This is a genomic window from Bordetella bronchialis (assembly GCF_001676705.1).
In the GTDB taxonomy this organism is placed as follows: Bacteria; Pseudomonadota; Gammaproteobacteria; order Burkholderiales; family Burkholderiaceae_B; genus Bordetella_C; species Bordetella_C bronchialis.
In genome coordinates this window covers 4025161-4043766 of record NZ_CP016170.1, presented here as the reverse complement: position 1 = coordinate 4043766, position 18606 = coordinate 4025161, and the positions used below count along the sequence as shown (strand labels likewise).

Sequence of the window (18606 nt, the reverse complement as noted above, 5' to 3'; positions counted from 1 at the left end):
ATCGTTGTGACCAAGTCGGAGCTTATCGCCGCCTTGGCGGCCCGCTATCCCCAGCTGGCCGCCCGCGATACCGATTTCGCCGTGAAAACGATCCTCGATGCGATGGCCCAGGCGCTTGCCGCGGGCCAGCGTATCGAGATCCGCGGCTTCGGCAGTTTTTCGCTATCGCGGCGTTCGCCGCGCATAGGCCGTAATCCGAAATCGGGCGAACAAGTGCTGGTGCCGGGTAAACAGGTGCCGCATTTCAAGGCGGGTAAGGAACTGCGAGAACGTGTCGACCTCGACAGCAGCGACGATGCCTCGTCGACGGCGTCGAGCGACAGCGTTGAAACCGCGGTGTCGGGCGTTGGCGCCCACGTGATGCTCTAGGTCCGGGGCGACAGGCGCCCGCGCCACCGTCGCCACCGGTCCGGACGCCGCCTGGGCCCTCCGATATGCAGTATTCGAAAAGACCGCCGTACCCGGCGGTCTTTTTGTTCTCCGCGCATGCGAGACGGTGGCATTTCCCTTTGCCGTCCACTTGCCGGGCCAAAGGGCGCTTACAATTCCGATACTGAACCCTGTGGAGCTTGCGTCATGCGCTATTTCGTCTGGGCGCTGCGACTGATCGTATTTGTCGCGGTGCTGATGTTCGCGCTCAAGAACACCAACCCCGTCCAGGTCAATTTCTACGGCGACTACATCATGCACGATGTGCCGCTGATCGTCGTCATGCTCGTCACTTTCGTGGTGGGAGCGATATTCGGCTTGTTGCTCACGGTGCCTGCCGCCATGCGGCGCCGGCGCGAAGCGGTGCGCCTGCGCAGGGAACTGGACCGCGTACAGGCCTCGCTCAGCAACCAGCCCGGCCAGGCGGCCAATGTGCCCCCGGAAACCATCGCGCCGATGTCGCCCCTGTGATGCAGGCGGTCCGTTTTCATGCCGCGCCGCCGGGCGCGTCCCAACCCTGCGAGAGCGAGCGCCGTGGATTTTGAACCCTGGTGGTTGATATTCGTCCCTTTGTTGTTCGCGCTGGGCTGGCTGGCGGCGCGCTTCGATATCCGACAAATGCTGTCGGAAACCCGTGTCCTGCCGGATTCCTATTTTCGCGGCCTGAATTTCCTGCTGAACGAGCAGCCCGACCGGGCCATCGACGCCTTCGTGGAAGTCGCCAAGCTGGATCCGGAAACCACCGAGCTGCACTTCGCGCTGGGCAGCCTGTTCCGCCGCCGCGGCGAAATGGAGCGCGCCATCCGGGTGCACCAAAGCCTGCTCAACCGGGCCGACCTGCCGGTCGCGGAACGCGAACACGCCTTGCATGAGCTGGCACAGGATTTCCTCAAGGCGGGCATGCTGGATCGAGCCGAAGGCGCGTTCAAGCAGTTGCGCGATACCCGGTATTCGCTGCCCGCGCTGCGGTCGCTGATCCGCATCTACGAATCCGAGCACGATTGGCCGCGCGCCATCGAGGCCGTCAAGACGCTGCGCGGCCTGGTCGACGAGCCCGTGCCCCAACTGGTGCACTACCAGTGCGAACTGGCGCAGCAGGCCATGTCGCTGCAGCCGCCCGATCTGGACGCGGCGCAGGCCGCGCTGGACGCGGCCGACCATGCGGCCGGTATCGCGGGCGACGCCAATCTGTCGAGCAAGGGCTCCGTGGTGCGGATCTCCATGCTGCGCGCCCGCCTTGCCGCGCTGGAAGGCGACGCCAAGCGCGAGCGCCTGCATCTGGAATCCGTCCTGACCGACGAACCCGAGTACGCCGGCCTGGTGGCCGAAGCGCTGCTCAACAGCTATCGGGCGAACGATGGCGCCGCGGCCGCGCTGGATCTGCTGCAAAAGCAATACGCCCAATATCCTTCGCTGGATCTCTTCAACATCGTCTTCAGGGAACTGCGTGCCCAGCAGGGCGCCGCCCCCGCCTGGGCTTTCGCGCGATCGGCCCTGCGGCATCATCCCTCGCTGCTGGGGCTGGATCGCCTGCTGGAAGCCGAACTCGCCGCGCCCGGCGGCGATGGCGAAGTCAGCCCTGTGCCGGGCGCCGATCTCAGCCTCTTGCGTAGCCTGATACACAAGCACACGCAGCGCCTGGACCGCTACGCCTGCCGTGCCTGCGGTTTTCAGGCCCGCCGTTATTATTGGCAATGTCCTGGTTGCAACGCATGGGAGACCTATGCGCCGCGCCGTCTGGAAGAACTTGAATGAGTGCATTTCCCGTAGGCGACATCTCGCGTCGCCGCATCCTGGTCGTGGGCGACGTCATGCTGGACCGCTACTGGTTCGGCGAAGTCGATCGCGTGTCCCCGGAGGCCCCCGTGCCCATCGTGCGCGTGGCGCGCCGTGAAGACCGCCTGGGCGGCGCCGCCAACGTGGCGCGCAACGTGGCCGCCCTGGGCGGGCAGGCGACGCTGATCGGCGTCGTCGGGGCGGACGAGGCCGGCGAGCGCATCCATGGCCTGGCCCGCGAAGCGGGCATCGCGCCCGGTCTGGTGGCCGACGCCGGTAATCCCACGACCCTGAAAATGCGCGTCCTGGGCCGCCAGCAGCAACTGCTGCGCGTCGATTTCGAGGAAGCCCCGCGGGCCGCCGCGCTGGACGCGCTGGATGCCGAATTCGAACGGCACCTGCCCGGCCATGACGTCGTGGTGCTGTCGGACTACGCCAAGGGCGCGCTCGGGCGGGTACAGCAATTGATCCAAAAGGCACGCGCGGCCGGCGTGCCGGTGCTGGTCGATCCCAAGGGCGACCACTACGATATCTACCGGGGCGCCACGCTGGTCACGCCCAACCGTTCGGAAATGCAGCAGGCCGTGGGCCGCTGGAACTCCGAGGACGACCTGGCCACCCGCGCGCAGCGCCTGCGCGGGGACCTCCAGCTGGAGGCCCTGCTGGTGACGCGGTCGGAGCAGGGCATGACGCTTTTCACCGGCGATGGCCGCGAGCATGTGGATGCCCAGGCACACGAGGTCTTCGACGTATCCGGCGCCGGCGATACCGTGCTGGCCACGCTGGCGGTGACGCGGGCGGTGGGCATGCCGTGGCCCCAGGCCATGCGCTGGGCCAACCGCGCGGGCGGCGTGGTGGTCGGCAAACTCGGCACATCGACCGTCAGTGCGAAGGAATTGGGAGACCTATCATGATCGTGGTAACCGGGGCCGCGGGCTTCATCGGCAGCAATCTGGTGCGCGGTCTGAACCGTCGCGGAATCCAGGACATCATTGCCGTGGACGACCTGAGCGATGGCGACAAATTCGTCAATCTGGCGGACTGCCGCATCGCCGACTACATGGACAAGGACTACTTCCGCCAACTGGTGGGCGCGCGCGCGCTACCGCGCTTCAGCGCCGTATTCCACCAGGGCGCGTGCTCGGACACGACCGAGCGCAACGGCAAGTACATGATGGACAACAACTACCGCGTCACGCTGGAGTTGTTCGATTATTGCCAGGCGGAATGCGTGCCTTTCCTGTATGCCTCGTCGGCGGCCACCTATGGCGGATCGTCGGTCTACGCGGAAGATCCCGCCAACGAGCGCCCGCTGAACGTCTACGGCTATTCCAAGCTGTTGTTTGACCAGGTGCTGCGCACGCGCTTGTCCTCACTGACCGCCCAGGTGGTGGGCTTGCGCTACTTCAACGTCTACGGCCCGCACGAACAGCACAAGGGGCGCATGGCGTCGGTGGCGTTCCACAACATGAACCAGTTCCTGGCGGAAGGCCACGTGCGCCTGTTCGCCGGCTGGGACGGCTATCCTGACGGCGGCCAGAGCCGCGACTTTATCTCCGTGGAGGACGTGGTCGCGGTCAATCTGCATTTCCTGGACAACCCGCAGGTATCGGGCATTTTCAATTGCGGGACCGGCCGCGCGCAGCCCTTCAATGACGTCGCGATGGCCGTGGTCAACACTTTGCGCGAAGAGCGCGGCGAACAGCCGCTGCCGCTGGACGAACTCGTCAAGCAAGGCCTGATCCGCTACATCCCTTTCCCGGACGACTTGAAAGGCCGCTACCAAAGCTATACCCAGGCCGACACCAGCCGCCTGCGGGCGGCGGGCTTCGACCAGCCCATGCGCGATGTGCAGACGGGCGTGGCGGAATACGTCCGCTACTGGCGCGCGCGCGAATAAATCCATGCGTGGATGGCCGGGTGGATCTTTCCGTTCACTCGCGCCCCGCCCCGGATTGCGGCCGGCGATGATGGCCTTGGCGTATCGCACGCCGCCCGTCAACGCCCATCACCGCTGTCCGGAGGCCTTATGAATCCATTCCTGCATGATCCCGTGGCGACTGCCCAGGCGCCTTCCCGCCTTGCCGCCCCGCGAACGGCGCAAGCACGGCCAGGCGAGCCGCCGTCGACAGGCGCGAAGCCGGGGGATGCGAAGCCCATCGCCGCGAAGCCGGCACGCGCGTCCCGGCACGCCCGCTGGCCGCGGGCGATCGGCCGGCTGGCCCTGGCCGCCGGGCTTGCGCTGGTGGCCCTGCCGGGGCATGCGCTGGACCTGAACAGCGCTACCGTCGATCAGTTGCGCGCCATACGCGGCGTCGGGCCCAAGACCGCCGAAACCATCGTCAAGGAGCGCGAACGCGGCGGCCGCTTCGAATCCATGGAAGACCTGTCCGACCGGGTCCGCGGTATCGGCCCCCGCCGCGCGCAAGCGCTCGAGGCCGCCGGACTGCGCGTGACGGCAGGGGGCACGGCGCCGGACCGAGCTGCGCCGGGGATGCGTCCTGCTCCCGGGCAGGCGGCGGGCGGGCACGCACGCCCCGGCGTCGCGCGCCAAGACCGGGCCCGCACCGATCCGGCGCGCACCGATCCGGCGCGTCCTGACGGCAAGGATCTCCGTGGCGGCCGCGTGCCGCCGCGCGTTACGCGTTGATCCCTCCCGCTGCCCTTGACGTCCCTGGCGCCGACGCGGCCTTCGCGTCGGCCGCTGGGGTACGGAGTTATAGTTGCGGCATGAAAACCGTCACCTATCCCACCGTCGAGCAGACCGTCGGCAATACGCCGCTGGTCCGCCTGCAGCGCATCCCTGGCGCGGACAGCGCCGCCCGCGGCAACGTGATCCTGGCCAAACTGGAAGGCAACAACCCGGCCGGCTCGGTCAAGGACCGTCCCGCCCTGTCCATGATCCGCCATGCGGAAGCCCGTGGCGAGATCAAGCCCGGCGATACGCTCATCGAAGCCACCAGCGGCAATACCGGCATTGCGCTGGCCATGGTGGCGGCCATGCGCGGCTATCGCATGGTCCTTATCATGCCGGACAACCTGTCGGTGGAGCGCCGTGCCGCCATGACGGCGTATGGCGCGGAGCTGATCCTGACGCCGGCCGACAAGGGCGGCATGGAGTACGCCCGCGATCTGGCCATGGCCATGCAAAGCGAAGGCAAGGGCAAGGTCCTGGACCAGTTCGCCAACCCGGACAACCCGCGCGCGCATATCGAAGGTACCGGGCCCGAACTCTGGGCGCAGACCGAAGGCGGCATCACCCATTTTGTCAGCGCGATGGGCACGACGGGCACCATCATGGGCGTGTCCACCTACCTGAAGTCGCGCAATCCCGCCATCCAGGTCATCGGCGCCCAGCCGGAGGAAGGCTCGCAGATCCCCGGCATACGCAAATGGCCGGAGGCCTATCTGCCGGCGATTTTCGATCGCAGCCGCGTGGACGGCTACGAAAGCATCAAGCAGGCCGATGCCGAAGCCATGGCGCGCAGGCTGGCCGCGGAAGAGGGCATCTTCGCCGGGATCTCGTCGGCCGGCGCCTTGATCGCCGCCTTGCGCGTCGCGTCCCGCGTGGAAAACGCCACCATCGTCTTCATCGTCTGCGACCGGGGCGACCGCTACCTTTCCACGGGCGTGTTCAACTAAGGCGGGGCGCACCGCCGCGGCGGCGTTCCGCCGTCGTGTGCGCCCGCATCCGTGGCCCGGCCGCTGCTACCTTTGCACGGGCGCGTCCGGCTGATCCGGACGCGCGGCCACGGCGTTCATGCGCGCCTGGATGGCGGCGGCCAGGTCCGCCACCGACGTGGCGTAGAAATAGCTGTGGTTGTATTGCGTCAGGGCGAAGAAATTCACCGTGGCGGTGCGGTATTCGGCCGTGCCGGCGGCTTCCTCGGGCAGGTCTATCACGCCCAGCATGCCTTGCTGCCAGCCATTGTCGGCGACGGTCATGGCTGTGGGCGAGACGGTCGCGCCCGCGGCCTGCAATTGCGGCCAGGTGCGGGTGGGCGCGAGCCCGCCGTCCACCAGCCGTCCCGCGTCGGGGGGCAGGACCACCGGCGCGAATACCGGCCGGCCGCGTTCCCAGCCGTGCTCCACCAGGAAGTTGCCCACCGACAGGATCGCATCGCGAGGATGGTTGGCCAGGTCGATGTGGCCGCTGCCGTCGCCGTCCAGCGCGTAGCGCAGGATGCTGCCCGGCATGAACTGCGGCATGCCGATCGCGCCCGCATAGGATCCCAGCGTTTCCAGGTCCAGCCGGCCCTGCATGACCAGGGTCAGGAAATCAGCCAGCTGCGAGCGGAACATCTGCGCCCGCTCGGGCCTGGCGGGGTCGGGGTAGTCGAAGGCCAGCGTGGACAGGGCGTCCAGCACGCGGAAGCTGCCCATGTTGCGGCCATACAGGGTTTCCACGCCGATGATGCCGACGATGATCGCCGGCGGCACGCCGAAACGCTGCGCCGCCTGGTTCAGCGCGTCGGCATTCTCCTGCCAGAACGCCACGCCCCAGCCGATGCGCTTGGGCTCGACGACGCGCGCGCGGTAGGTGATCCAGCTGCGCGATATCTTGCGTCCCGGCGGCGGGGCGATCAGGCGCGCGACCGTGGGGCTGTAGCGGGCCCCGGCCAGTGCGCTGGCCAGCCGGTCCGCGGGAAGGCCGCGTTCGGCGGCCAGCTGTTGGACGAAGGCCTGCACGTCGGCGCGCATGCGGCCGTCGGGCGCCGCCACGGCCGATATTTGCTGGTCATCGGGCACGGCGCCGCCTTCGCTGCCTATCGTGGACGCCGAGCCCTGGTCGGGCGGCGGACCGATGCGGATGCGCGGCGTGGCGGCATCCACGGCGGCGGGCGCCTGGGCCTGGTCCGTGCCGGCGGCGCGGTCCGGGCGGTTCTGTGCGGTGGAGCAGCCCGTCAATAGGGCGGTAAGCAGGACGAGTTGCAGTAAGTGCCGACAGGTGAACATAATCTTCCCATGGAGACCCTGTATCTTACCCACCCGTCCTGCAGGCTGCATGAAATGGGCGAGTGGCATCCCGAATGTCCGCAGAGACTCGATGCCATCTCGGACCAGCTGCTGGCCAGCGGCATCATGCCGTACCTGGACACGCGCGAGGCCACGGCGGTCTCCCGCGAGGCCCTGCTGCGCGCCCACGATGCCGCCTACGTCGACAGCCTGGCGGCGGGCATCCCCGCGGCCGGCTACCGCTCGCTGGACGCCGATACGCTGATGAACCCGCACACCTACGACGCGGCGCTGCACGCCGCCGGCGCCGGCGTGCAGGCGGTGGACGCCATCATGGCCGGCGAAGCGCCCACCGCGTTCTGCGCCGTCCGCCCGCCCGGCCATCATGCCTGCCGCGACCGGGCCATGGGGTTCTGCCTGTTCAATAACGTGGCCGTCGCCGCGCATCACGCCATGGCTCGCCACGGCCTGCAGCGGGTGGCCATCGTGGACTTCGACGTGCATCACGGCAACGGCACGGAAGACATCTTCGCCGGCGATCGGCGGGTCCTGATGTGCGGGATCTTCCAGCATCCCTTCTATCCCCATAGCGGCGAGACGGCGCGCGGCGACAATATGGTCAACGTGCCTGTCCCCGCCTACAGCGGCGGCGCCGAGGTGCGCGAAATCGTCTCGCGGATCTGGCTGCCCCGGCTGGATGCGCATCGGCCCGAAATGATCCTGGTCTCCGCGGGTTTCGATGCCCATCGCGAGGACGACCTGGGCCAGTTGGGACTGGTCGAGGCCGACTACGCCTGGATCACCCGCCAGCTCATGCAGGTGGCCGACCGCCATGCCGGCGGCCGTGTCGTCAGCATGCTGGAGGGCGGCTACAACCTGTCCGCGCTGGGCCGCAGCGCCGTGGCGCACATCCGCGAGCTGGCGCGCCTGTAGGGCAGCCCGGGTTTCCGCCACGTGAAATGCCCGCGGGGCGCCGCGCGCCCCGAGGTTGTAGAATCAGGCGATTCCCCACCGCCGCGGGCTTCGCGCGGCGTCAATTATTCGATCATCTGTGGAGGCTGCTGGATGAAGGTCTTGGTACCGGTCAAACGCGTCGTTGACTACAACGTCAAGGTGCGCGTCAAATCCGATCAAACGGGCGTCGACATCGCCAACGTCAAAATGTCGATGAACCCGTTCGATGAAATCGCCGTGGAAGAGGCCACGCGGCTCAAGGAAAAGGGCACGGTAAGCGAAGTCGTCGCCGTATCGTGCGGCGTCACGCAATGCCAGGAAACGCTGCGCACGGCCATGGCGATCGGCGCCGACCGCGGCATCCTGGTGCAGACGGACGCCGAACTGCAGCCCCTGGCGGTGGCCAAGCTCCTGAAGGCCCTGGTGGACAAGGAACAGCCCCAGCTGGTCATCCTGGGCAAGCAGGCCATCGACGACGATGCCAACCAGACCGGCCAGATGCTGGCCGCGCTGCTGGACTGGCCGCAAGCCACTTTCGCGAACAAGGTCGAGATCGCCGACGGCAAGGCCACCGTCACGCGCGAAGTCGATGGTGGCCTGGAAACGGTCGCGCTGAAGCTGCCCGCCATCGTCACCACCGACTTGCGCCTGAACGAGCCGCGCTACGTCACGCTGCCCAACATCATGAAGGCCAAGAAAAAGACGCTGGATACCGTCACGCCGCAGGACCTGGGCGTCGATCCGGCGCCGCGCCTGAAAACGCTGAAGGTCACCGAGCCGCCCGCGCGCAAGGCCGGCATCAAGGTGCCCGACGTGGCGGCGCTGGTGGACAAACTGAAGAACGAAGCGAAGGTGGTTTGAGATGACGATCCTGGTTATTGCCGAACACGATAACGCCCAGTTGAAGGGCGCCACGCTGAACACCGTGGCGGCCGCCGCCAAGCTGGGCGGCGACGTGCACGTGCTGGTGGCCGGCGGCGGCGCGCAAGCCGTCGCGCAGCAGGCCGCGGGGATCGCCGGCGTGTCCAAGGTCCTGCTGGCCGATGCGCCGCACCTGGCCGACGGCCTGGCGGAAAACGTCGCCGCACAGGTGCTGGCCGTGGCGCAGGACTACAGCCATATCCTGTTCCCGGCCACGGCCTCGGGCAAGAATATCGCGCCGCGGGTGGCCGCCAAGCTGGACGTCGCGCAGATTTCCGATATCTCGGCCGTCGTGTCGCCGGATACCTTCGAACGCCCCATCTACGCGGGCAACGCCATTGCCACCGTGCAGTCGGCCGATCCGGTCAAGGTCATCACGGTGCGCACCACCGCCTTCGATGCCGCGGCGGCGCAAGGCGGCTCGGCCCAGGTGGAAAACGCCACGCCCGTGGCCGATAGCGGCTTGTCGTCCTTCGTCGGGCGCGAGCTGGCCAAGAGCGATCGTCCCGAGCTGGCCGGCGCGCGCGCCGTCGTCTCGGGCGGCCGCGGCATGGGCAGCGCGGAAAACTTCAAGATCCTCGACCCGCTGGCCGACAAGCTGGGCGCGGCCCTGGGCGCTTCGCGCGCCGCGGTCGATGCCGGCTATGCGCCGAACGATTGGCAGGTCGGGCAGACCGGCAAGATCGTCGCGCCGCAGCTGTACGTCGCCGTCGGGATTTCCGGCGCCATCCAGCACCTGGCCGGCATGAAGGATTCCAAGGTGATCGTGGCGATCAACAAGGACGCCGAAGCGCCGATTTTCGGCGTGGCGGATTACGGCCTGGTGGGCGATCTGTTCACCGTGGTGCCCGAGCTGGTCAAGGCGCTTTAAGCTTTAATATAGAAAAACCAAGGCGCATCGCGGTCCGCCGCGCGCACGGGAAACGGCCGTCCTGGTGGACGGCCGTTTTGCTTGCGGCCAGGCCGTACTGGGGTATCAGGAGACGACATGAGCTATCACGTACCGCTGGCGGATATCCGCTTCACGCTCAAGGAACTGGCCGGCCTGGACGGCGTGCTGGCGCTTCCGGGTTACGAGGAAGCCACGCCGGATCTGGTCGATGCCGTGCTGCGCGAGAACGCGCGCTTCGTGGAGCAGGCCATCGCGCCGCTCAACCGCGCCGGCGACCGCCGGCCGGCCAGCTGGCGCGATGGCACGGTGACGACGCCTCCTGGCTATGCCGAGACCTTTCGCGCCTATGCGCAGGCAGGGTGGCAAGGCCTGCTGCATCCGCCCGCCTGGGGTGGACAGGGGCTGCCCAAGCTGGTGGCGGCGGTCGCGAACGAAAACATCAACTCGGCCTGCCTGGCGTTCTCGCTGTGCCCGCTGCTGACCGACGGGGTCATCGAAGCCCTGCTGGCGGTGGGAAGCGAGGCCCTGCGCGAGACCTATGTACCCAATCTGGTGGCGGGCAAGTGGACCGGCACCATGAACCTGACCGAACCGCAGGCCGGTTCGGACCTGGCCCAGGTCGCCATGCGGGCGGTCCCCCAACAGGATGGCACCTACCGGCTGAGCGGACAAAAGATCTTCATCACTTACGGCGAACACGATATGGCCGAGAACATCGTCCATCTCGTGCTTGCCCGCACGCCGGACGCGCCGGCCGGGGTCAAGGGCATATCGCTGTTCGTCGTCCCCAAGTACCTGCCCACGGCCGACGGTGCGCCGGGCGCGCGCAACGATGTCTGGTGCGCTTCCCTGGAAGACAAGCTGGGTATCCACGGCAGCCCCACCGCCGTATTGATCTACGGCGATGGCAAGGGCGAGGTCGGCGCCGGCGCGGTGGGCCACTTGGTCGGCGAGGAAAACCGCGGTCTGGAGTACATGTTCATCATGATGAACGCGGCCCGCTACGCGGTCGGGCAACAGGGCGTGGCCGTGGCCGAACGCGCCACGCAGCAGGCGGTGGCCTATGCGCGCGAGCGCGTCCAGGGACGTGCGGTGGAAGGATCGAAAGGGCCGGTGACCATCGCCCATCATCCCGACGTACAGCGCATGCTGCTGACCATGCGCGCGCTGACCGAAGGCGGCCGCGCCCTGTCCAGCGTCACCGCCGCCGCCTTCGACCTGGCCGGCCATCATCCCGATGCGGAAACGCGGGACAGGAACCGGGCCTTCTACGAATTCATGGTGCCTGTCGTCAAGGGTTTCTGCACCGAATCCGCCGTGGAGGTCGCCTCCCTGGGGGTGCAGGTGCATGGCGGCATGGGCTATATCGAGGAAACCGGCGCGGCGCAGCACTACCGCGACGCCCGCATCCTGCCCATCTATGAAGGCACCACCGCCATCCAGGCCAACGACCTGATCGGCCGCAAGCTGCTGCGCGACGGCGGCGCCACCGCGCGCCATCTGCTGCAGGCCATGCGGGAAACCCTGGATGCCCTGCAGCAGGCGGAAGCGACAGCGTCCGCCCCGGACGCGGCGGGCCTGGCGCTGATGCGGGTCAATCTGGCGCAGGCCATGCAGGCGCAGCAGCAGGCGCTGGAGTTCATGGCCCGCACGGGCATGGGCAACGTCCGCGCGGTGTTCGCCGGCAGCGTGCCTTTCCTGATGCTCACCGGCGTACTGGCGGCGGGATGGCAGATGGCCCGGGCGGCGGTGGCCTGCCATCGGCACCTGCAAGACGCCGGCAATTCCCCGACGGAGTGGTCGCCGGATTTCCTGCGCAATAAGCTGGCAACGGCGATTTTCTATGGCGCGCATATCCTGCCTCGCGCCGCCGCGCTGTCCGCCGCGGTCCAGGCGGGGGTCGTTACCGATACTTGCGCCAAATACTCGGATATTGCATAACCTTATGCGGATCGGGACTTTTGCCTGCCGCGGTTTGGTGCAAGAATGGCGGCACGGGCCCCGTCGGGACAGGTGCGCCCTCCCGCTTGCCCGCCGGCTCGCCGCACGCGACCCGGCGTTTACTTTCTCTGGAGATAGGATCGAGTATGGGACAACTACGTTTGGGCGATGAAGCCCCCGATTTCGAACAAAAATCCTCTGTCGGCCCCATCCGTTTTCATGAGTATCTGGGCAACAGTTGGGGCGTTCTTTTCTCGCACCCGGCGGATTTCACGCCCGTGTGCACCACCGAGCTCGGCTACACCGCCAAGCTGGCGGATGAATTCGCCAAGCGCAATGTGAAAGTGCTGGCGCTGTCCGTGGACCCGGTCGACTCGCATACCAAGTGGATCGACGATATCAACGACACCCAGGGCACCACGGTCAATTTCCCCATCCTGGCGGACGAAGACCGCAAGGTGTCCGAGCTCTACGACATGATCCATCCGAATGCCAGCGTCACCGCGACGGTGCGTTCGGTGTTCATTATCGACCCGGCCAAGAAGGTGCGGCTGATCATCACCTATCCCGCCAGCACGGGCCGCAATTTCAACGAGATCCTGCGCGTCATCGATTCGCTGCAGCTGACCGACAGCCACAGCGTGGCCACGCCGGTGAACTGGCAGGACGGCGACGACGTGATCATCGTGCCGTCGCTGAAGGACGAGGACGTGATCAAGCAGAAATTCCCCAAGGGCTACAAGGCGGTGCGCCCCTACCTGCGCATCACGCCCCAGCCGAACAAATAAACGGGCCGGCCAAGCGCCTGGCGCGAACCCCCGGTGGCCCCGGGGGTTTTTTTTGCCTGTCCATGCAGGGCCTTCATCCCGGGAATATGCAAACAAGCATATTTTCGTTTGATGCACCGCACCCACGCTCCACAATGCCGCTTCGTCACGGCGCCTTGTACGGCGGCCGTGCGATCACATCAATAACGCCCGATGGGCACCTATCGCGGAATGGACAGCATGGCGCATGGCAAGCAGAGACGGGACTTCCTTAAACGGTCGCTCGGTGTCGCGTCCGCCTGCGTCGGCTTGACGCAGCTGGCGCCGGCGGCGCGCGCGCAGGCGCGCCCCCTGGAACTGTTGAACGTATCCTACGACCCGACGCGCGAGCTCTATGCCCAGTACAACCCCTTGTTCGCCAGGTTCTGGAAGGCCAGGACCGGGCAGGACATCGTCATCCGCAATTCGCATGGCGGCTCGAGCAAGCAGGCGCGCAGCGTGATCGATGGCGTGGACGCCGATGTGGTCACGCTGGGGCTGGCTCCCGATGTGGAAGCGCTGGTCACCCACGGCGGGCTGGTACGCCCGGGCTGGGAGAGCCGGCTGCCTGGCAATTCCTCGCCTTATACCTCGACCATCATCCTGGTCGTGCGCAAGGGCAACCCGAAGGGCATCAAGGGTTGGGACGACCTGGTCAAGCCGGGCGTGTCCGTCATTACCCCCAACCCCAAGACCTCGGCCGGCGCGCGCTGGAACTACCTGGCGGCGTGGGAGCATGCGCGCCGCAAGTCGGGCGATGCCGGCGCCAGGGACTTCATCGAAAAGCTGTACCGCAATGTGCCCGTGCTGGATTCGGGCGCGCGGGGATCGACGATTACCTTCGCGCAGCGCGGTGTCGGCGATGTGCTGATTTCCTGGGAAAACGACGCCTTCCTGGCCTTGAAGGAATTCGGCGAGGGCCAGCTGGACCTGGTCGTTCCCAGCCTGAGCGTGCTGTGCGAGCCCTCCGTGGCGGTGGTCGACAAGAATGTCGATCGCAAAGGCACGCGCGAGGTGGCGCAAGCCTATCTGGAGCACCTGTACTCGGAAGAGGCGCAGGACCTGATCGGCCGCAATTACTACCGCCCCATCGCGGAGCAGGCCAAGGCCAAGTACGCGACGCAGTTCCCCGCGCTGGATCTATTCACCATCCGCGACCTGGGCGGATGGCCCGCGGTGGACAAGTTGCATTTCGCGGATAACGGGATTTTCGATCAGGTCTATGTCAAGCAGTAGCCAGCTGGCGGCAGGGGTGGCCTTGCCGCGCCATCCCGGCGCCCGCGGGGCGGGTCCGCTCGCGTCCCTGCCACCGGCGCGCGGGGGCAGGCGCACGCCCCGCGTACTGCCCGGATTGAACCTGACGCTGGGCCTGACGCTGGCGTATCTCGGGGTGCTCGTGCTGCTGCCCCTGTCGGCGCTGGTGATCAAGGCCGCGGGGCTGAGCTGGGACGCCTTCGTCGCCGCGGTGACATCGCCGCGCGTCCTGTCCGCCTATCGCGTGACGTTCGGCGCGTCCCTGATCGCGGCGCTGGTCAATCTGGCCTGCGGCCTGCTGGTGGCCTGGGTGCTGGTGCGCTATGACTTTCCCGGCAAGCGCATATTGGATGCGCTGGTCGATCTGCCTTTCGCGCTGCCGACCGCGGTGGCCGGCATCGCGCTGGCCGCCTTGCTCGGCCCCCATGGCTGGATAGGCGGGCTGCTGGCGCCATTGGGCATCAAGGTGGCCTACACGCCGGCGGGCATCGTCGTCGCGCTGATCTTCATCGGCATTCCCTTTGTCGTCCGCACGGTGCAACCTGTGCTGGAAGACCTGGAGACCTCGCTGGAAGAAGCCGCCGCGAGCCTGGGCGCGCGGCCGGCGCAGATCTTCCTTCGCGTGCTGCTGCCCACTATCGCGCCCGCGCTGCTGGCCGGATTCGCGATGGCGTTCGCCCGCGCGATAGGCGAATACGGTTCGGTGATTTTCATCGCCGGCAATATGCCCATGGTGTCCGAGATCGCCCCCTTGCTCATACTGGTCAAGCTGGAACAGTTCGACTATGCGGGCGCCGCCGCCATCGGCGCGGTGCTGCTGGGTCTGTCGTTCGCGATGCTGCTGGCGATCAACGGCCTGCAGGCCTGGCGCGGGCGGCTGGCCGGCCGTGACGCCGAAGGAGCCCGGCCATGACGGCGCGGCGGCCGGCCTTGCCTGCTACGCGACAGGGGCGTATCGGCCGCGTGGCGCTGATCGCGGCGGCGGCGGTTTTCCTGGCGCTCTTCCTGGTGCTGCCCTTGTGCGCCGTCTTCACCGAAGCGCTGCGCAAGGGCTATGGCGCCTATGTCGCCGCGCTGGTGGAGCCCGACTCCTGGTCCGCCATCCTGCTGACCTTGCTGACGGCGGCCATCTGCGTGCCCATGAACATGGCCTTCGGCGTCGTGGCGGCGTGGGCCATCGCCAAGCACCGGTTCCGCGGCAAATCCGTGCTGGTCACCCTGATCGACCTGCCGTTCTCCGTATCGCCCGTGGTGGCGGGCCTTTCCTACATGCTGGTGGTCGGCGCGCAGGGCTGGATAGGGCCGTGGCTGATGGCGCACGATCTGAAAATCGCCTTTGCCGTGCCGGGCATCGTGCTGGTCACCACCTTCGTCACGCTGCCCCTGGTGGCGCGGGAGCTGATCCCGCTGATGGAAGCCCAGGGCAGCGAAGAGGAAGAGGCCGCCGTCGTGCTGGGCGCGCGCGGCTGGCAGGTGTTCCGGCACGTCACGCTGCCCAATATCCGCTGGGGGCTGCTGTATGGCGTGATCCTGTGCAACGCGCGCGCCATGGGCGAGTTCGGCGCCGTCTCGGTGATATCCGGGCATATCCGCGGCCTGACCAACACCATCCCCTTGCAGGTAGAGATCCTGTACAACGAATACCAGATCCAGGCGGGGTTCGCCGTCGCCTCGCTGCTGGCCGTCCTTGCGCTGGTCACGCTGGCGATCAAAACCATGGTGCAATGGCGCCACGCGCGGGCCCGGCTGCGCCAGGCCGGCGCGCAGGCGCCGGCCCGCCCGGGGACGTCCCACGCGATCCCGGCCGCCTCGGGCGCCGCGGGCGCCTGAGCCCGGCACGGACTAGGAAAAAGACACATGGATATCGAGATCAAATCGGTCAACAAGCGTTTCGGCGCCTTCCAGGCGCTGCGCGACGTCAATCTGCATATCGACTCCGGCGAGCTGGTGGCGCTGCTGGGCCCCTCGGGCTGCGGCAAGACGACCTTGCTGCGCATCATCGCCGGCCTGGAGACGCCCGACAGCGGCAATATCTATTTCTTCGGCGAAGACAGTACCGGCGTGCACGTGCGCGAACGCCAGGTCGGCTTCGTCTTCCAGCATTACGCCTTGTTCCGCCACATGACGGTGTTCGAGAACGTGGCCTTCGGCCTGCGTATCAAGCCGCGTGGCCAGCGGCCCGGCGAGACGGCCATCCGCGAAAAAGTCCATGCGCTGCTGAACCTGGTGCAACTGGACTGGCTGGCCGACCGTTATCCGGCGCAACTGTCGGGCGGACAGCGCCAGCGCATCGCGCTGGCACGCGCCCTGGCGGTGGAGCCCCGGGTACTGCTGCTGGACGAGCCCTTCGGCGCCCTGGACGCCAAGGTACGCAAGGAGTTGCGGCGCTGGCTGCGCCGCCTGCACGACGAGTTGCACGTGGCCAGCGTGTTCGTGACGCATGACCAGGAAGAAGCCCTGGAAGTGGCGGATCGCGTCGTCGTCATGAACGCCGGCCGTATCGAACAGGTCGGCACCCCGCGGGAAGTCTGGTCGCATCCGGCCACGCCTTTCGTCTACGGCTTCCTGGGCGACGTCAACCAGATCGAAGGCCATGCCGGGGGCGGCCAGTGGCGCCTGAGCGGTATCTCGCTGCCGGCCCCGACATTCGACGGGCTGGACGAACAGCGCGCGGTCGCCTACGTGCGGCCGCACGAACTGGACGTGGTCCCGTACGCGCCGTCCGGCGAGGGTATCGCGGTCAGGCTCAATCACGCCTACCTGGCCGGGCCCAGCGCCTTCCTGGAGCTGCAGCGCGAAGACGGCGCCCTGCTCGAAGCGCAATTGCCTGAAGAGGAATACCACAGCCTGGCGCTGCGCGAAGGCGCGATGCTGCTTGCCCGCCCGCGCCGCGGCCGCATCTTTCCGGCGGCTTGACCGCTATCGCATTTCCTTGCCTTGCCCATCATGCCCGTATCGACCATGTCCGCCCCGGCTGCCCGCATCCCCGCCCCCATCGCCACGCGCTGGTCCGACCTGTTGCAGCGCCTGGCGGACATCGCGGCGCGCTATCCAGACGCGGCCCTGGCCTCGTCGCTGGCGGCCGAGGACATGGTCCTGACGCATGCCATCCACACCGGCGGGATCGATATCGAAATCTTCACCCTGGACACCGGCAGGCTGCACGCGGAGACCCTGGGCATGCTGGATGTCATCGAGCGCCGCTACGGCCGCCGTCCGACGGTGTACCGGCCGCGCCAGGAAGCAGTGGACGCCCACGTCGCGGCGCACGGCGCCTTCGCCTTCTACGAAAGCCGCGATCTGCGGCAGGCCTGCTGCCATATCCGCAAGGTCGAGCCGCTGACCCGGGCCCTGGCCGGACGCGGCGCATGGATCACCGGGCAGCGGCGCGCGCAGGCAAGCACGCGCGGCGCCCTGCCGGAGGCCGAGCAGGACACGGTGTTCGGCCAGCCCGGCCGGCCGCTCTACAAGTTCAACCCCTTGGCGGCGTGGAGCGAGGACGATGTCTGGAACGCCATCCGCGCCCTGGACATTCCGTACAACCCGCTGCATGACCGCGGTTATCCGTCCATCGGCTGCGAGCCCTGTACGCGCGCCATCCGTCCCGGCGAGGACGTGCGCGCGGGACGCTGGTGGTGGGAATCCTCCGACAGCAAGGAATGCGGCCTGCATGCCGGCAATCGCGCCGGCGGCGCGGCCGTGCATGCCTCCGCCGCCAAGGTCTGACGCGCCGTTCCACCCCGAAGCAATCGAGAATCGCCCATGTCCACCGTTCATACCCGCAGCCACCTGGATTGGCTGGAGTCCGAAGCCATCTTCATCCTGCGCGAGGTCGCGGCCGAATGCGAGAAGCCCGTCCTGCTGTTTTCAGGCGGCAAGGATTCCTGCGTGCTGCTGCGGCTGGCGGAAAAGGCCTTCCGTCCGGCGCGTTTTCCGTTTCCGTTGATGCACATCGACACCGGCCACAACTTCCCGGAGGTCATCCAGTTCCGCGACGCCCGCGCCGCCGAGCTGGGCGAGACCCTGATCGTGCGCAGCGTGGAGGACTCCATCCGGCGCGGCTCGGTGGTGCTGCGCAAGGAGACGGATTCGCGCAATGCCGCGCAGGCCGTCACGCTGCTGGAGGCCATCGCCGAATTCGGTTTCGACGCCTGCATCGGCGGCGCGCGGCGCGACGAAGAGAAGGCGCGCGCGAAGGAGCGCATTTTTTCCTTCCGCGACGAGTTCGGCCAGTGGGATCCCAAGAGCCAGCGTCCGGAGGTCTGGAGCTTGTACAACACCCGGGTGCATCGCGGCGAGAACATGCGCGTGTTCCCCATCTCCAACTGGACGGAGCTGGACGTCTGGCAGTACATCGCGCGCGAGAACCTGGCGCTGCCGTCCATCTATTACGCCCACCGCCGTCCGGTGGTGCGTCGCCGCGGCCTGCTGGTGCCGGTCACGCCGCTGACGCCGCCCCAGGCGGACGAGCAGGTGGAAACCCTGTCGGTGCGTTTCCGCACGGTGGGCGATATTTCCTGCACCTGCCCGGTGGCATCCGATGCCGCCGACAACCAGGCCATCATCGCCGAGACCGCGCTGAGCGACATCACGGAGCGCGGCGCCACGCGCATGGACGACCAGACCTCCGAGGCGTCCATGGAACGCCGCAAGAAAGAAGGGTATTTCTGAGCACGG

Annotated in this window: 19 protein-coding genes; 18 read left to right on the top strand and 1 reads right to left on the bottom strand. The window is 67.5% G+C overall.

Annotated features, from left to right (window positions below; all coding sequences use genetic code 11):
• Positions 1-6 precede the first annotated feature (6 nt).
• The 7 genes from BAU06_RS17905 (at position 7) to cysM (ending at position 5847) form a co-directional block, all read left to right on the top strand.
• Positions 7-369: an integration host factor subunit beta gene (locus BAU06_RS17905; RefSeq protein WP_066353104.1), complete on the top strand. Its 363-nt coding sequence runs from the start codon at positions 7-9 to the stop codon at positions 367-369.
• A 207-nt stretch (positions 370-576) separates the two neighbouring features.
• On the top strand, positions 577-900 hold the full coding sequence (locus BAU06_RS17900; protein WP_066353102.1) for a LapA family protein: 324 nt from the start codon (positions 577-579) through the stop codon (positions 898-900).
• A gap of 63 nt (positions 901-963) precedes the next feature.
• A complete protein-coding gene (lapB, locus tag BAU06_RS17895; RefSeq protein ID WP_066353098.1) occupies positions 964-2184 on the top strand; it encodes a lipopolysaccharide assembly protein LapB in 1221 nt (406 codons plus the stop codon).
• Positions 2181-3119, top strand: coding sequence for a D-glycero-beta-D-manno-heptose-7-phosphate kinase (gene rfaE1, locus BAU06_RS17890; RefSeq protein WP_066353096.1), 939 nt, complete (start codon positions 2181-2183; stop codon positions 3117-3119). The genes lapB and rfaE1 overlap by 4 nt, the downstream gene beginning before the upstream one ends.
• Entirely contained in the window at positions 3116-4105 is a 990-nt protein-coding gene (gene rfaD, locus BAU06_RS17885) for an ADP-glyceromanno-heptose 6-epimerase (protein WP_066353095.1), read from the top strand. The genes rfaE1 and rfaD overlap by 4 nt, the downstream gene beginning before the upstream one ends.
• Positions 4106-4258: 153 nt before the next feature.
• Positions 4259-4855, top strand: a complete 597-nt coding sequence (locus BAU06_RS17880; RefSeq protein ID WP_231933901.1) for a ComEA family DNA-binding protein — start codon at positions 4259-4261, stop codon at positions 4853-4855.
• Between the two features lie 80 nt (positions 4856-4935).
• Entirely contained in the window at positions 4936-5847 is a 912-nt protein-coding gene (gene cysM / locus BAU06_RS17875) for a cysteine synthase CysM (RefSeq protein WP_066353092.1), read from the top strand.
• Positions 5848-5913: 66 nt separating this feature from the next.
• On the opposite strand, the gene mltB is transcribed toward cysM, so the two are convergent.
• Positions 5914-7161 (bottom strand): lytic murein transglycosylase B, encoded by a 1248-nt coding sequence (gene mltB, locus BAU06_RS17870; RefSeq protein ID WP_066353091.1) that lies wholly within the window; start codon positions 7159-7161, stop codon positions 5914-5916.
• 9 nt (positions 7162-7170) lie between these two features.
• On the opposite strand from mltB, the gene BAU06_RS17865 reads away from it, so the two are divergent.
• From BAU06_RS17865 to cysD, 11 genes are all read left to right on the top strand, one after another.
• Positions 7171-8094: a histone deacetylase family protein gene (locus BAU06_RS17865; protein WP_066353089.1), complete on the top strand. Its 924-nt coding sequence runs from the start codon at positions 7171-7173 to the stop codon at positions 8092-8094.
• A gap of 132 nt (positions 8095-8226) precedes the next feature.
• Positions 8227-8976 (top strand): electron transfer flavoprotein subunit beta/FixA family protein, encoded by a 750-nt coding sequence (locus BAU06_RS17860; protein WP_066353083.1) that lies wholly within the window; start codon positions 8227-8229, stop codon positions 8974-8976.
• Position 8977: 1 nt separating this feature from the next.
• A complete protein-coding gene (locus tag BAU06_RS17855; protein WP_066353082.1) occupies positions 8978-9907 on the top strand; it encodes an electron transfer flavoprotein subunit alpha/FixB family protein in 930 nt (309 codons plus the stop codon).
• A 117-nt stretch (positions 9908-10024) separates the two neighbouring features.
• The gene (locus BAU06_RS17850) at positions 10025-11869 is read left to right on the top strand and encodes an acyl-CoA dehydrogenase (RefSeq protein WP_066353081.1); all 1845 of its coding nucleotides are present in this window, start codon (positions 10025-10027) and stop codon (positions 11867-11869) included.
• Between the two features lie 146 nt (positions 11870-12015).
• On the top strand, positions 12016-12657 hold the full coding sequence (locus BAU06_RS17845; protein WP_066353078.1) for a peroxiredoxin: 642 nt from the start codon (positions 12016-12018) through the stop codon (positions 12655-12657).
• 192 nt (positions 12658-12849) lie between these two features.
• A complete protein-coding gene (locus BAU06_RS17840; RefSeq protein WP_231933900.1) occupies positions 12850-13911 on the top strand; it encodes a sulfate ABC transporter substrate-binding protein in 1062 nt (353 codons plus the stop codon).
• Positions 13898-14842, top strand: a complete 945-nt coding sequence (gene cysT / locus BAU06_RS17835; protein WP_082988303.1) for a sulfate ABC transporter permease subunit CysT — start codon at positions 13898-13900, stop codon at positions 14840-14842. Before BAU06_RS17840 ends, cysT begins: the two co-directional genes overlap by 14 nt.
• A complete protein-coding gene (gene cysW / locus BAU06_RS17830; protein ID WP_066353076.1) occupies positions 14839-15759 on the top strand; it encodes a sulfate ABC transporter permease subunit CysW in 921 nt (306 codons plus the stop codon). Before cysT ends, cysW begins: the two co-directional genes overlap by 4 nt.
• A gap of 27 nt (positions 15760-15786) precedes the next feature.
• On the top strand, positions 15787-16845 hold the full coding sequence (locus BAU06_RS17825; RefSeq protein WP_066353071.1) for a sulfate/molybdate ABC transporter ATP-binding protein: 1059 nt from the start codon (positions 15787-15789) through the stop codon (positions 16843-16845).
• Between the two features lie 45 nt (positions 16846-16890).
• Positions 16891-17655, top strand: a complete 765-nt coding sequence (locus tag BAU06_RS27110) for a phosphoadenylyl-sulfate reductase (protein ID WP_066359301.1) — start codon at positions 16891-16893, stop codon at positions 17653-17655.
• Between the two features lie 36 nt (positions 17656-17691).
• Positions 17692-18600: a sulfate adenylyltransferase subunit CysD gene (gene cysD / locus BAU06_RS27105; protein WP_066353067.1), complete on the top strand. Its 909-nt coding sequence runs from the start codon at positions 17692-17694 to the stop codon at positions 18598-18600.
• Positions 18601-18606 lie beyond the last annotated feature (6 nt).

Excerpts from the sequence above, each read along its gene's own strand:
- BAU06_RS17855 (WP_066353082.1), top strand. The coding sequence starts at position 8,978 with ATGACGATCCTGGTTATTGCCGAACACGATAACGCCCAGTTGAAGGGC.
- mltB (WP_066353091.1), bottom strand. The coding sequence starts at position 7,161 with ATGTTCACCTGTCGGCACTTACTGCAACTCGTCCTGCTTACCGCCCTA.
- BAU06_RS17840 (WP_231933900.1), top strand. The coding sequence starts at position 12,850 with ATGGGCACCTATCGCGGAATGGACAGCATGGCGCATGGCAAGCAGAGA.
- BAU06_RS17900 (WP_066353102.1), top strand. The coding sequence starts at position 577 with ATGCGCTATTTCGTCTGGGCGCTGCGACTGATCGTATTTGTCGCGGTG.
- BAU06_RS17845 (WP_066353078.1), top strand. The coding sequence starts at position 12,016 with ATGGGACAACTACGTTTGGGCGATGAAGCCCCCGATTTCGAACAAAAA.
- cysW (WP_066353076.1), top strand. The coding sequence starts at position 14,839 with ATGACGGCGCGGCGGCCGGCCTTGCCTGCTACGCGACAGGGGCGTATC.
- BAU06_RS17825 (WP_066353071.1), top strand. The coding sequence starts at position 15,787 with ATGGATATCGAGATCAAATCGGTCAACAAGCGTTTCGGCGCCTTCCAG.
- cysM (WP_066353092.1), top strand. The coding sequence starts at position 4,936 with ATGAAAACCGTCACCTATCCCACCGTCGAGCAGACCGTCGGCAATACG.
- BAU06_RS17860 (WP_066353083.1), top strand. The coding sequence starts at position 8,227 with ATGAAGGTCTTGGTACCGGTCAAACGCGTCGTTGACTACAACGTCAAG.
- rfaE1 (WP_066353096.1), top strand. The coding sequence starts at position 2,181 with ATGAGTGCATTTCCCGTAGGCGACATCTCGCGTCGCCGCATCCTGGTC.
- rfaD (WP_066353095.1), top strand. The coding sequence starts at position 3,116 with ATGATCGTGGTAACCGGGGCCGCGGGCTTCATCGGCAGCAATCTGGTG.
- BAU06_RS27110 (WP_066359301.1), top strand. The coding sequence starts at position 16,891 with ATGTCCGCCCCGGCTGCCCGCATCCCCGCCCCCATCGCCACGCGCTGG.
- cysT (WP_082988303.1), top strand. The coding sequence starts at position 13,898 with ATGTCAAGCAGTAGCCAGCTGGCGGCAGGGGTGGCCTTGCCGCGCCAT.
- BAU06_RS17865 (WP_066353089.1), top strand. The coding sequence starts at position 7,171 with ATGGAGACCCTGTATCTTACCCACCCGTCCTGCAGGCTGCATGAAATG.
- BAU06_RS17850 (WP_066353081.1), top strand. The coding sequence starts at position 10,025 with ATGAGCTATCACGTACCGCTGGCGGATATCCGCTTCACGCTCAAGGAA.
- cysD (WP_066353067.1), top strand. The coding sequence starts at position 17,692 with ATGTCCACCGTTCATACCCGCAGCCACCTGGATTGGCTGGAGTCCGAA.